The 14049-nt window shown below is 30.2% G+C and carries 11 protein-coding genes; 2 read left to right on the forward strand and 9 right to left on the reverse strand.

The window, feature by feature from the left end; all coding sequences use genetic code 11:
- Positions 1 to 59 precede the first annotated feature (59 nt).
- The 8 genes from AC1EUU_RS07830 to AC1EUU_RS07865 form a co-directional block, all read right to left on the reverse strand.
- The gene (locus AC1EUU_RS07830) at positions 60 to 1352 is read right to left on the reverse strand and encodes an HlyD family secretion protein (protein WP_480200860.1); all 1293 of its coding nucleotides are present in this window, start codon (positions 1350 to 1352) and stop codon (positions 60 to 62) included.
- Positions 1353 to 3542 (reverse strand): peptidase domain-containing ABC transporter, encoded by a 2190-nt coding sequence (locus AC1EUU_RS07835; protein WP_480200861.1) that lies wholly within the window; start codon positions 3540 to 3542, stop codon positions 1353 to 1355. It abuts the gene before it with no gap.
- A gap of 396 nt (positions 3543 to 3938) precedes the next feature.
- On the reverse strand, positions 3939 to 4154 hold the full coding sequence (locus AC1EUU_RS07840; protein WP_480200862.1) for a hypothetical protein: 216 nt from the start codon (positions 4152 to 4154) through the stop codon (positions 3939 to 3941).
- 83 nt (positions 4155 to 4237) lie between these two features.
- Entirely contained in the window at positions 4238 to 5290 is a 1053-nt protein-coding gene (locus AC1EUU_RS07845) for a redoxin domain-containing protein (protein WP_480200863.1), read from the reverse strand.
- A gap of 89 nt (positions 5291 to 5379) precedes the next feature.
- On the reverse strand, positions 5380 to 5598 hold the full coding sequence (locus tag AC1EUU_RS07850; protein ID WP_480200864.1) for a hypothetical protein: 219 nt from the start codon (positions 5596 to 5598) through the stop codon (positions 5380 to 5382).
- Between the two features lie 129 nt (positions 5599 to 5727).
- On the reverse strand, positions 5728 to 7344 hold the full coding sequence (locus AC1EUU_RS07855; protein WP_480200865.1) for a vitamin K epoxide reductase family protein: 1617 nt from the start codon (positions 7342 to 7344) through the stop codon (positions 5728 to 5730).
- A 60-nt stretch (positions 7345 to 7404) separates the two neighbouring features.
- Positions 7405 to 10164, reverse strand: coding sequence for a CHAT domain-containing protein (locus tag AC1EUU_RS07860; RefSeq protein ID WP_480200866.1), 2760 nt, complete (start codon positions 10162 to 10164; stop codon positions 7405 to 7407).
- A 45-nt stretch (positions 10165 to 10209) separates the two neighbouring features.
- Positions 10210 to 10653 carry a hypothetical protein gene (locus tag AC1EUU_RS07865; RefSeq protein ID WP_480200867.1) on the reverse strand — a complete coding sequence of 148 codons (444 nt, stop codon included), beginning with the start codon at positions 10651 to 10653 and terminating at the stop codon, positions 10210 to 10212.
- A gap of 130 nt (positions 10654 to 10783) precedes the next feature.
- Here AC1EUU_RS07865 and AC1EUU_RS07870 point away from each other — a divergent pair, with 130 nt between their 5' ends.
- A complete protein-coding gene (locus AC1EUU_RS07870) occupies positions 10784 to 11317 on the forward strand; it encodes an RNA polymerase sigma factor (protein ID WP_480200868.1) in 534 nt (177 codons plus the stop codon).
- Positions 11314 to 12105, forward strand: coding sequence for a tetratricopeptide repeat protein (locus AC1EUU_RS07875; RefSeq protein WP_480200869.1), 792 nt, complete (start codon positions 11314 to 11316; stop codon positions 12103 to 12105). Before AC1EUU_RS07870 ends, AC1EUU_RS07875 begins: the two co-directional genes overlap by 4 nt.
- Here the strand turns inward: AC1EUU_RS07875 and AC1EUU_RS07880 are convergent, their stop codons facing one another.
- Complete coding sequence (locus tag AC1EUU_RS07880) at positions 12106 to 14007, reverse strand: ABC-F family ATP-binding cassette domain-containing protein (protein ID WP_480200870.1); 1902 nt, start codon at positions 14005 to 14007, stop codon at positions 12106 to 12108.
- Between the last annotated feature and the right edge of the window lie 42 nt (positions 14008 to 14049).

Raw genomic sequence — 14049 nt, forward strand, 5'->3', positions numbered from 1 at the left:
ATTAGCCCAAAACGTTTAAAGACTGTTTAGGATTCAGTCTATCTTTCGCGATTGATATTTTATTTATTAAATATATTTCTTAACTGATAGAAAAAACGCTCTATTAACCTAAGGTCTTCAGTTATTATTTCTGCGCTTCCCACCATTTCTTGCTTGAAATCTATTTCCCTATTATAGGTTGTAATTAAATTTTTTGGTAATTCTACATCTATTAAATAATTACCTTTAGCATCGGGTAATAAGGAAATATTTTTAACTACACCTTCAATCATACCGAATTCTTCAAAAGAATAATTGAGTAATTTGACATTTACATTTTGCCCTTTTTTAATTTTTCCTGAATTTCGAGCTGGTGCCGAAATTTTCCCAACAAACTCACTACTTTTGGTTGGAACAACCGTAAAAACTAGATCACCTTGTTTCACGGTTTGATTTTCATTCCAGAAAGTTAAAAAAGAGACTTTACCTTCTATAGAAGATTTTAAAACGTAACTTAACTCCCAATTTTTTAAACTCTTTTTTAGTTGATTGTATGATTGAATAACATTTTTTATGAGCTTCGTATCATCTTGTACTCTTTTTATTTCTGTACTTCTTAAGTTTTTTCGAGAATTGTTTATTGCATCTCTCAATTGAGAAATAGAGGAAGAGTTATTTTTATATGAACGTTGTGCCTGCAGAAAATCTAATTGTTTTTGATCATATTCTTGGGTAGCGATAATTCCTTTTTCATACAAAGCCTTATATCTTTCTTGATCTTTCCGCTTGAGTTCTAATTCTCTTTTATTTATGTGTTGCTGTCCTATCAAAGTATTTAAACGATTGTTTGCTTCAACTAAAGAAAGTTGATTGGCCAAGTATTCATTTTCAAGTGGTTTAAGTTCTTTGTTTAATACATATTCTGAATAGCTTCGTTCAAACAAAGCAAAATCAGACTCAATATCTCCTAAAAAAAGAGTTGGGAGATTTTCAATTGGGAAATGAAAATTTTGATAATCAATTTTTAATGTATCTACTATATTTTTTAGAAAAGTAACATCTTCATTATTCGACGAATTTTCTACAATAGCTAAAATTTTATCTTCCGCAACTTTTTGATTATCCTCTACTAATATTGCGTCAAGCTGTCCACCTCTGTTAGCATATATTTTTTCTGGCGGTATTGAAGTCGTAATTAAAACTTCTGAAACAATAATATCTGGATATTTTACAAACCATGAGATAAGTAATAAGCCTAATATTAAACCAAAAAACAATGTGTTACCCCATCTAATCATCCAGCTAGGCACAAAACTTAATATTTCTTGTACTTCTTCGCTACGTATTTGTATATTTTCAGGTGTTTCTGGCATTTAGTTTCCTAATTCTAATTGATTTTTTACGAGGTTATAATATTCTCCTTTTAACATAGTTAATTCTTTATGATTTCCTTTTTCTACAATTTTCCCTTTATCTAAAACTACTATTTGATGTGCATTCTTAACGGTACTTAGTCTATGAGCAATTATGACTACAGTCTTATTAGTAAAAAATTCATTCAAGTTTTCCATAATCACTTTTTCGTTATTCGCATCTAAAGCTGATGTTGCTTCATCAAAAAATAAAAATTTAGGGTCTTTATATACGGCTCTGGCAATTAGCAATCGTTGTTTTTGCCCGGTACTTAGCCCAATACCTTCTAGGCCTATTTTAGTATTAAATCCCAATGGGAGTTCATCTATATATGGTTTTATATTCGCCACGTTTACCGCATGTAATAATTTTTTTTGATCTACAAAATCTTCGCCCACGGCAATATTTTTAGCAATTGTATCATTAAAAATATAGCCTTCTTGCATCACCACTCCACAATGTTTTCTCCAAACTTTTTGAGAAATAGCACTAAGGTTATGGCTCCCAATTTTAATTTCACCTCTGTCTAATTCATAAAATTTCAATAGCAACTTCATTAATGTAGTTTTACCACTACCACTTACGCCGACAATAGCTGTTACCTTATTTACGGGTATTGTTAAATCTAAATCTTTTATAACAGGTTCTAGCGCTCCGGTATACCTAAAGGAAATGTTATTGATTTCAAAATCTACATGTTCTGGTACGTTAGTAACTTTTTGCTCACCAACTTTTTCTTCGTCTTCTTTATTGTGGATTTCGCCTAAACGATCTAAGGATATTTTCGCGTCTTGTGCATCTCTTAAGAAACTAATCAATTGAAATATGGGAGAATTTAACTGACCAACTATATAAGATATAGCCATCATCATACCTAAAGTTATACTTCCTTCAATAACTAATTTAGCTGATAAGACCGTAATTAGAATATTCTTGAGTTCATTTATAAATGAAGATCCTACAGATTGTGTTTGTTCTAATGCAAGACTTTTAATACTTACTTTAAATAAACGTGCTTGAACAAATTCCCAATTCCACCTCATTTGTCTCTCAGCGTTATGCAATTTAATCTCTTGCATGCCATTAATGAGCTCAATCACTTTACTTTGTTCTTGGCTCACCTCAGAAAATCGCATATAATCAAGGTCTTTTCTACGTTTAAAAAAGAATAAAACCCAACCAAAATATAAAGCACTGCCAAATAGAAAAACTCCTAAAATTTGTAAACTATAATATGCCAATACAAAACCAAAAATTATGATGTTTACCATAGAGAATAATACATTTAATGATGACGTGGTTAAGATTCTTTCTATTCTTCTATGATCATTAATTCTTTGCAGTAAATCACCTGTCATTTTACTATCAAAAAACGAAATAGGAAGGTTCATTAATTTGATGAAAAAATCAGAAATCAATGAAATATTTATCCTTGTACTTAAATGCAATAATATCCATCCTCTTATTACTTCAATTGCGGTTTTTCCAAAAAATAAAAATAGCTGCGCAAATAATATGAGATAAACAAAATGTATATCTCTATTCTGAATGCCTACATCTACAATACTCTGGGTTAAAAAAGGAACTATCAATTGTAATAGGCTGCCAGCCAATAAACCAATAGCTAACTGAACAATAAATTTTTTATACTTAAAAAGGTATTTAGATATGAATTTAAAATTGAATTCTGGTTGCTCAAATTCTAAACTATCTGTATAAAATTTGGGGGTTGGTTCTATTAGCAATACTATACCTTCTTCGGTGCTTTCATCAGAATTATTACCAATCCAATGTTTTAAAAATTGCTTTTGTGTATACTTTAATAAACCATGAGCGGGGTCAGAAACAAAAATGGCATCATTTTTAATTTTATACACCACTACAAAATGGTTTTTATTCCAATGCACGATGCACGGTAATGATGCTTCCTGTAATTTCTTAAAGTTTATTTTTACACCTATAGTATGAAAACCTAAATTCTCTGCGGCCTCGCTTAAGCCCAACAAACTGCTACCCTCTCGTGTAGTCTCAGAGAGGTTTCGTAACGATTGAGTATTTATTATCTTACCATAATGCTTGGCAATAATTTTAACGCATGTGGGGCCACAATCTTTAGATTCAGCTTGTTTGTAATGAGGGAATTTTTTCAAATGATATTATATCGTTAGAAAAGATTTAGGAATTATCTTTTTAAATTAATTTTATCTGTTTAATTTTAATCTCGAGCGAAATGATATCACCTAGAGATAAAACTTTGACTAAACTTAGACGAGTTACGAAATATCCCTATATCAAATAATCACTTCTTAAGTATAGAATCTATTTAAACAGAAAATAAATCTTTACTTGTATGATTTATATCTGTGTGCAAAAGTATCATCAGAAGTCCCTACAACAACTATTTTCTGAAATCAATTTCTTTGCAGTTTATTAGTTCAAATCGCGATTTTTTGAGAAAAACTATTGAAAAAACAATAAAAAATTAAACAAATCTCGTACTCAATTACTATAATATTAGGGTGCATGAGCACCCTAAATCTTATTAATTAACAAGTGCATATAGACCACCCCGTAGTATGACAAGCGCCATCAGGAGCGTCATCACAATTGGGGACGGCATACATACTTCCACTATTACATAATACAAGACAACTACTTCCAGGACCGCCGTCAATAGTATCAAGTCCTTCACCTCCAAAAATTTCTTTTTGTTGTGATTTTGTTAAAGCCTTTACGCCTTTTAAATTTGCTAATTTTTTCATAATAAATATTTAAATTATATTAGCCTTGAACATTTTAAGACCGCCAAGGTTTCGGTCTATCTTTCGCGAATAATAAAAAATCGTTAATTCAGATTCACGCTGAGAAATGATTCCAATTCAGAAGTTGAAATATTTTTAGCAATTATTTGGCCGTTTCCGTTAATTAGAAATTTTTGAGGGACTGATTTCGCAGCCCCATATTTTACCAAGATATCACTATTAACCCCTCTTTGATCAATAACATTTTCCCACGTTAATCTATCTTGTTTTATAGTATTTAACCACTTCTCTATACTAGCATCAATTGAAACGCCTAAAATTTCAAACTTTTTTTCTTTATTAAGGTCGTATAGTTTTAATAAATCAGAATGTTCTTGTCTACATGGCATACACCAAGAAGCCCAAAAATTAATAAGTACAATTTTCCCCCTATAATCTAATGTATTGATGAAATTACCTTTTTCATTTGGTAAACTGAAGTCAAGAATTTGTGAACCAATGGACAAATCGAATTTAAAATCAATTCTTTTTTTAATGACATTTTTACTAAACTTGTTTAGGGTCAAAGTGTCCAATTGATTATATAATATTTCTATCTTATCTGAACTAAGTAAAAAAGTTTTAGAAATCTCAGCAAGTAAGTCGCCAGAATATTGATTTGAAGGGTTCTCCAATATTATTAGTTCTAATTTTTTAAATAGTCTTTCATCCCAATCTTTTTTTACTATGTTTTCATTTTTAAACTTTTCAAAATCATACTGTATCCGCGCAGTTTCTGAACCCATAATTGAATCAACCTTAATAAAACTAATTAAACGGTCTTTGTAATTATTTTTTTTAACTGATATATTAATTTCAATATCATTGTTTTCTATATAAAACGGAGTTTCAATAGTAGATATAGGCTTAATAGTTAGGCGCGATTGAATTGGGTATTCAACTTTTCCAGTGAAATAAAACTTACCTTTTTTAACCATGGAACTATCTCTAAAGCTTCCATAATTTAAATATATATATGTTGGAATATCACCAGTAATTTTTCCTTTAATTGAAAAATTAGAACTAGTTTCTCCGACACAAGAATAGAGAACAAAATAAACTGCCGTTAATACTACTTGTTTAATTTTATAAAGCATATTTTAATGAGAATAAAAACCGAATATATATTTCGATGATTTTCTATCAATAATTTTACTATATATTCGGTTTTAGGTTTGTTATAATGCTATAAACAGTACCAACCACAGCCACAAGGGCCAGAGCAATCACCTCCCCAATGTACACAAACACCAGAAGGGCAGTCAGAATTAGTAGAACATATAACACAATTTCCACCTCCAACTGGGTTTCCATTTAAATCCAACTCATCCTCACCTCCGAAAATTTTTTTTTGTTGTGATTTTGTTAAAGCCTTTACACCTTTTAAACTTGCTAATTTTTTCATATCTAAATATTTAAATTATATTAGCCTTGAACATTTTAAGACCGCCAAGGTTTCAGTCTATCTTTCGCGAGAAGATATTGTTCAGGCTAGGCTTTTCTTTTTTTTTATAGAAAGGCTCTAGCTTTTATTTTAGGCGGTTATTAAAGTCTTTTTTTCGTTATTAGCTCTGGGATTAATTTCTTCTATCAGTTCATCTACAAATAATGACAAATCTGTTCTTTCATAAGTTTTTGGGTATTCCCTACCATTTACATAAAAAGCCGGCGTGAAATTGACATTATTCTTAATACACCATTCTTTAGATGCGCTTAGTAAGCTTTCTGAATCGTTATTTTTAGTTTCTCCAAAATTGATTAACCACTTATTAAGGTCAACATCTTTCTTATAGGCTTCGTGCAGAGCAACCAAGCATTTTTGTTTGGATTCTTTGGCATATATCTCTAATAATCTAGATGCGACTTTATTAGAGATATTATTCTTATGCTCTGGCACATTAAATCGAATGGTAATCCTTATATCTTTATTTTTAAGAAGTTTTTCCATATCTAAATGTGCAGCTTTGCAATAAAAACATGAAGGGTTTGTAACTAGAACAATATTTATAGGAGCCCCTCTATTTCCTAGAACAATTTCCCCATTAATATGAATACCTGTATCAATAAATTTATTACTACTATAAAGAGCGTTAAACAGCTTAAAGTCTCTTTTAAATTTATAATACTCAATCTTATGTTTTTTTAATTCTTGTTGTTTTTCAAGTAGCGGTTTTATAAAACTCCAAAAGGAAGCCGTTAGAATAAAGCCGAAAAAAAGTATAATGCTGCTTGTAAAGTCAAATTTTAAATCTGCTAATTTATTGCTTAAGAAGAATAAAGAACAAAACTGCAACCATAATATACCGACTATAGCCAAACATAACGGACACCATTTTTTTACAACCTTATATTGATAGTAAATTGAATAAACTGCTATGGGTATTGCTGCCAATGTTAATAAAATCAATAGTGCATTACTTGCAGAAATACTAGCAGATATGATCCAAGTTATTATGAGCCCAGCGAAATAGATTAAACTTAGGTCACTCAATTTAAATTGACCAAATACAATTGCTCCTTTTGAGTTTAATACTTTATTACAACTCGTGGCCTCTGTAGCTGAACAGAGTTTATCTATAGCATTTAATTGGAACCCAAATTCATGGCTTATAATTAAAAAACTGATTATTACACCTATTAAAGAAAAAATAAAATGTAAAGATTCAAATAAAGTAGGTTTTGAAAAGAAAAAAATACCCAACCCTAATATACCAGTTACAGCGAAGAACATTTTAACACTGATTCCAGTATTCATTTCTTTATTCTCATTCTCTAAATTTTCATTTTCTAAAACAATGATAATTCCATTCCAAATTTTTAAGAATTCTTCTACATTAATTTTGTCTTTCTTTTTATTACCATACAATAACTGAATATCTTTTTCTCTTTGAGTTACGAGTACAAACTCTTTAGTGTTTTCTGAATTTATATGTGTTATAAAATTAGTAGGTAAGTGATATAAAGTTTCCTTATTAACAGGTACTTTTAAAGCTATGTTTTCAATATTAAAATGGTCAAGAACTCCAGTTATTGAATGTAAACTTGGGTAAGATGGGTGGCTTTGAATTTGGAGTGATAACTCTTCAGTATCAATTTTAATTTTATTTGTGGCTAATAATTTTTGAAGGAGGAAGACTAAGGGATTTTTCAAATCAATAATTTTTTACATTTCCCTAATGTTCCAAAAATTTGAATCTGTTACCCGAATAAATTATTTTTTTCTATTAAAAAACACTAAACAACTGATTAACAAAAAGAAAAAAGTAAAGAGCAACCATAAATAATGCTTGTTTTTACTCTTTATAGATATTGTATCAGCATCGCCAATAAGTACATAATTAGACCAGTAGTATGGCGATTGCTCACTTAATTGATGTGTAGTAATATAATTCAACTTGGCTAAATGTAAAGCTTTAGATTTAGTGTGCCCCTTTTTAATATTTCGATAAAAATCTGCTATTATTTCAAAACTTGCTTTATCATTCGCATCCCATAATGTTGACAGCACACTTTTAGCACCTGAATTAAAAAATCCACGGGCTAGACTCATAACCCCCTCTCCCTCTTGTAATTTTCCGATAGAAGTCTTACAGGAGCTTAGAACAACAAGGTCAGCAGTATTTTTTGTAAGATACAATTCAGGTAGTGTTAAATCTCCATCATTAAATGTTATCCATGCCTCTCCATCTTCATTAACACTTGAATGTGTTGCCAAGTGTACAATACTATACCCTTCTGAATTCGACTTAAAATTTTCAATGGAGGCCTTATCCAACAAAAAGGTAGAAGATGAAAACAAAGAACTACTGTAATTAACTTCGTTTTCGCTATTTGGTAAACTCACTAATTCTTTTGCAAAGTTAATAGGTGCAAAGGCTAAATAGTCATTCTCATTTTCTCTTCTCAACTCTTTATTCTTGGCGAGAAAAGTAACAGAATAAGCATAGCTAATCTCATTCAGTTTTACTAAATAATCACCTTTTCTTTCGGTAGTCATTAATGCCTCAAATGGCATGTTTTGCAAGTAACCATCGGGAATTATTGTAAGTTTTTTATTTATTAATTTTTTTCTTAAATCCGTTGGAAACAGATTATTATATAGAGAAAAACCGACATTATTTAATTCATTCAATTTATGAGTTTCATAAATAGGTTCTTCTAAAAGTTTTCTATACTGATGAGATTTTTCTAATAGCTGAGGGTAATTTTTAATTTCAAAGAAAAACTTATCATTTTTATCGATTAAGATTCCGTACCCCGATCTGTTACCTAAAATATACTCTAAATATACTTCGTTACCTTTTAATAAACTCTGAGCTTCCTTTAAATTTATTGGCTGCAGAGAGCTGTTTAATTTATAATAGCTCTGGTATTTTTCTGGCAAAGAATCAACAAAAGCTATGTAAGCCTGTTTTGCACCAAACAAAGAATCATCCGAGGATTTATTTTTAAGTTTATTTATCTCTTTTGAGTGATCTTGTATTTGCTTCTTTAAATAAAGCTCTCGATTACTAATCTCATACGGAATTATTGTCTGATAACGTTTCTTTCTTAGCGAAACATCTTCAAGTAGCAATATGGACTTGTTTTTTTCCATAAAATAAAATGCTTCATCAATATCATTTAAATAAAAACATGCTTCAACTGCCAAAGTATATATTTTAGAAGCTATTTTACGCCAATGTAACTTTGACTTGTTATCATTGCTCTCAAACCTTATGAGGTCAACTAGATAATCTGAAAGTCTTAATGTTTTTAAAGCATTCATTAAATTATCTTTTTTATTAGTATCTCTATTATACTTATTTAGCCAAACTTCAGACTTATTGATTAGGTTCTCTAATAACTCATATTTGTACTGGTTACTTATCAAGCTGGTGCTATCAGGTAAAGCTGTTAAATCATTAATTTTAATCGGAGCTAATTCATTTATTGCTAATTGTATATTTTTAAGCGATTCTTCATATTTATTGTGTTTAAAGTAATATAAACCTTTGTTTGCAAAGACAATTGAAGTTAATTTTTTGCCAGGTTTATAAGAAAGTGAAAGGTCTAAATAATTCAACGCCTCATGACGAGCTTGGTGAGTGTAAAGGAAGCCTATACTATTATAGACATGTGATAGCGAAGTAGAATCTTTTAACTCTAAAGCAATGTTTAACGCTTTATCGTAATAAATTTTGCTTTTAGTAAAATTATAGTCGTCTCTATCATTATAAAGGTTGGCAAGATTTTCATAAAAGCTGAAATAAACCGGTAACGGAATCGTAGCCGAATTTTGCTTATTCAAACCATCTTGAGAAAGATCAATCAAGCTTTTAGCTTCTTCCATAATTTGAATGCCTTTTTGGAAACTATTAGTCGTTCCTATTTCTTTATAATTTATTCCGGCATCAATACTATTAACCACAACCCATTTAATATCACCAACTTTGTTCGCAATTTCTACTGATTTATCGAAATATTCAGCCGCTCCATAAAAATCACCAATGTACATAAGGTTTCTTCCGGCTAGTCGATAGGCTTTTTGTGTATAACTATCTACTTTACCGATAGATGTTAATTTTTTATAGAATTTGAAAGCATTATAATAATCGCCTTTTTTTTGATAAAAAAACCCAACATTATTATATACTTTTTTATGCTTAAGGCTATCAAATGCATGCAACCTAGGGATCGTTTCTATACATTTTTTGCCCGACTCAATTGCTTTATCAGTGAATCCGCCTCTATAAAGCCAGACCATATAATCATAAGAGTCATAAGCAAGTTGAGAAAATTTACCCTGTAATTCATACTTAATAAATAAGCTGTCAACTCTATTCTGTTTAACAGAACTTAATAGCTCTTCGTCATTAATTATAGATAAATAAGTTTGAGAATTTTCTTGACTGGAAACTATAAGTGGAAGGCACAGAAAAAAACATATTTTTAGTTTGGTGAGCGCACTAAAAATATGTCTTTTCATCATAGATTATAAATTAAGTTGAATTAGACTCTTGGCGTTTCTTTTATCTTAATTAAATTCAAACTCTGGAAGGTCATCTACACATTCATTTGTAATATCTTCAAGTAATTCTGGATCAAAATCAGGGTCACCTGTTGCATTAGCTCCACCTGTTCCGGTTCCGAAAGGTGTAGGGTTAGCGCTATTATATTCTTCATCATGCACAGTCCAAATTTCAAATTCTTTATAAAGGCAAGTTCTTGGTTGGGTCTCGATTGAATATATTGTATAGTACTGAGCCATATGCTGTCTATATCCCAAAATAAAAGAAAGCCTAGCTGCGGGTGTCACATGAGGCTCAAATGTATAGGTTACTAAAACCTCCATTGCCGAATCAACTTTAGGGTTTAAATCATTAATCGGTTGATGATCAATAATATCTAATGAATTATCTCTTTCACAGCCTACTAAAATTAATACCAGGCTAATTATTAAAATGTTGATTTTCTTCATACTGTAATTTTTAAATTAATTTCATAACACTGTTAAGAAAATTTCATTTTGTTACCCAATAAATATATAAATTTTATTTTTGCCTTTATTTATTTGTTTGATGAAGAACAATTCGCGATACTTAAATATATTGATAGAAGGTAATCCGGAAGAAATTTATTTAATATATGAAAAAAACTTTCCAACCATAATGAAGTTTATACTTCAAAATAAAGGACAAAAAGAAGATGCTGAAGATATTTTTCAAAAGGCTTTATTACAGTTGGCAGTAAGATACAAAAAAGAAAAATTTGAGATTAAAACAAATTTTGAGGCATATTTATTTACTGTGTGTAAAAATCTATGGAGGCGAGAATTAAATAAATCAAAAAATGTATTAACAAAATCAGAAGTTAAAGAACTTATTACCGAAGAAGAAGATTTGACCCTTGCTTTATTGGAACAAAAAAGATGGGAACTTTTTAACGATAACTTAGCTTTAATCTCCAAGAATTGCAAAAAAGTATTAGAGCTTTTTTTCGCAAAAACACCTTATGATGAAATGGCAATAAAGCTTAATTATAAATCTACAACTGTTGCTCGGCAGCGTGTTTTTAAATGTAAGGAAAAATTAAAAGAGTTGATTAAAAAAGACAGCCGATATAAATCTTTAATTGAAATATGAGTCTGGAGGAAGATATTTATATTGAGAAATATATAAAAGGAGTTCTTTCAAAAGAAGAGCTTGAGCTCTTTAATAAAAGGATGCAGGAAGATCCTGATTTTAAAAATCGAGTTGCTTTTGAAAAAAAGCTATTTGAAAATTTAAATCCGGGTTCTTGGAGTTATACTGATCGAATTAACACCAAAGATTTCAAAGAATATGCTTCTACAATTGCAAGCAAAGAAATTAAAGATTTAAAAAGGAATATTAAAACTGCTAGCGACACCTACCACAAAAAATCAAAGAAATTTAAGAATTGGTATTTATATGCAAGTGTTGCAACAATAGCAATTTTACTTTCAATTTATAGTATTACTTATCAAAGTTCAGATTTTGACAAACTATATGATAAATATATTGATCTTGATAATTTACCTTCGTTTGTTTCAAGGCAACAAGAGAAAGATTCACTTGTTATAGCGCAGCAATTTTTTGAGAATAAAGATTATGACAGCGCACTAAAAATTTTCTCAAAAGAGCTACTAGCTAAAAAGAACAACTCTTCTATTTATATTTATACAGGTATAACTCAAACAGAATTATCAAAATTCGATGAAGCTCAAAAAACTTATGACGAACTGATTTTAAGTGAATTATTAGATGCTTCAAAAGGTAAATGGTACAAAGCCCTATTATATCTTAAAATGAAAAAAATAAATGAATCGAAGATTGTTTTAAATGAAATAATAGAAGGTTCATTATATAATCATAAGAAGGCTAAAGAATTATTAGAGAAAATCAAAAATTGATTATTCTTGAAGTTGTTCCCACTCTTCCATCAAAACCTCAACTTTATCTTTTTTAGCTTGATAGTTGGCAAAGAAATTTTCATTAGAAGTTAGCTCTTCGTATTTAGCAGCATCCATTAATTGTGCGTCGATTTCTTTAATTTCTTTTTCTAAACTTGCTATCTGTGCTTCAAGCTTGCTAAGTTTATTTTGCAATTTCTTTAGTTCTTTTTCTTCCTGGTAGCTTCTTTTATTTTCTGAAATAGATTTTTTTATCTCAACAGTTTTTGATCGTTTTTCAACCTCTCGTAAATTCTCGAGATTATGCTCTTCTAAGTAATAATCAATATCTCCTAAGTATTCTTTGATTCGGCCATCTTTAAACTCATATATTGTTTTGGTTAAACCTTGTAAAAAATCTCGATCATGAGAAACAATAATTAAGGTCCCTTCAAAATAATTCAAAGCCTCTTTTAGCACATTCTTAGAAGCTATATCTAAATGGTTCGTTGGCTCATCCATCACCAACACATTAAAAGGAGACAACAGCATTTTACATAAAGCTAATCTGTTACGTTCACCTCCAGACAAAACCTTAACCTTTTTCTCTACATCGTCTCCACTAAACAAAAACGATCCTAACATGTCTCTTACTTTAATACGATTGGTATCATTAGCAGCATCTTCCATAGTTTGCAATATGGTTTTATCTCCATCAAGGTATTCTGCCTGATTCTGCGCAAAATATCCTATTTGAACATTATGCCCCAGCTTTAAATTTCCTGAGTAAGGAATCTCATCAACAATCATTTTAGCCAATGTTGTCTTCCCTTGGCCATTTTGCCCTACAAAAGCGATCTTACGCCCACGTTCTATGAGTAAATTTACATTGCTTAAAACTATTTTATCTCCATAATTTTTACCAACATTCTCAGCCTCTATAACTACTTTACCTGGGTTAATAGACATCGGAAATCGAACTCTCATAACCGCCTTATCTTCAACATCAACTTCTATTCGTTCTACTTTGTCAAGCTTTTTAATTAGTGATTGAGCAAAAGCAGCTTTACTTGCTTTATAGCGAAACTTCTCAATAAGTTGTTCGGTTTGTTTAATTTCTTTCTCTTGATTTCTTTGAGCTTGTAATTGTTTTTCCATCAGCTCTTTTCGCTGAATTAAGTATTTAGAATACGGATATTTATAGTCGTAAATATTTCCTAAAGAAATCTCAATGGTTCTATTTGTTATATTATCTAAGAACATTTTATCATGCGATACCAACATAATTGCTCCGGGGTAATTCTTCAAAAACCCTTCTAACCAAATAATAGATTCGATATCTAAATGATTTGTTGGCTCATCAAGTAATAAAATATCATTTTTTTGAAGCAATAACTTCGCTAATTCTATACGCATGCGCCATCCTCCAGAAAATGTATCTGTTAGCTTATCGAAATCACCACGTTTAAAGCCTAAACCCTGTAGTATTTTTTCAGTTTCTCCTTGATAATTATAGCCACCAAGCATTTCATACTGTTGCGTTACATCATTAAGGTCAATAATTAACTGGTTATAACTATCAGACTCATAATCTGTACGTTCAGCTAGTTGTTCATTAATCTTTTCTAACTTCTTCTCTAGTTCTTTTATTTCTACAAATGCCTCGTATGCTTCTTCTAAAACGGTTTTTCCAAATTCAAAATCAAGATCTTGTTTTAGAAAGCCAATTCGAATGTTCTTCTCTAAAGCTAAGGTACCTCCATCAATTTCCTGCTCTTTAGCTATAACCTTTAATAGCGTAGATTTTCCAGCACCATTTTTTCCGACTAATCCGACCCTGTTACCGGCATCTAATCTGAAAGTTATACCCGAAAAAAGGTCTTCTCCTGAAAAAGAAACTGTAATATTATGTGCGTTTAGCATCTTAAAATTTTAACTTTGCAAATCTAATGTAATTTTCATCAA

Source organism: Maritimimonas sp. 2205BS37-2 (assembly GCF_056591755.1).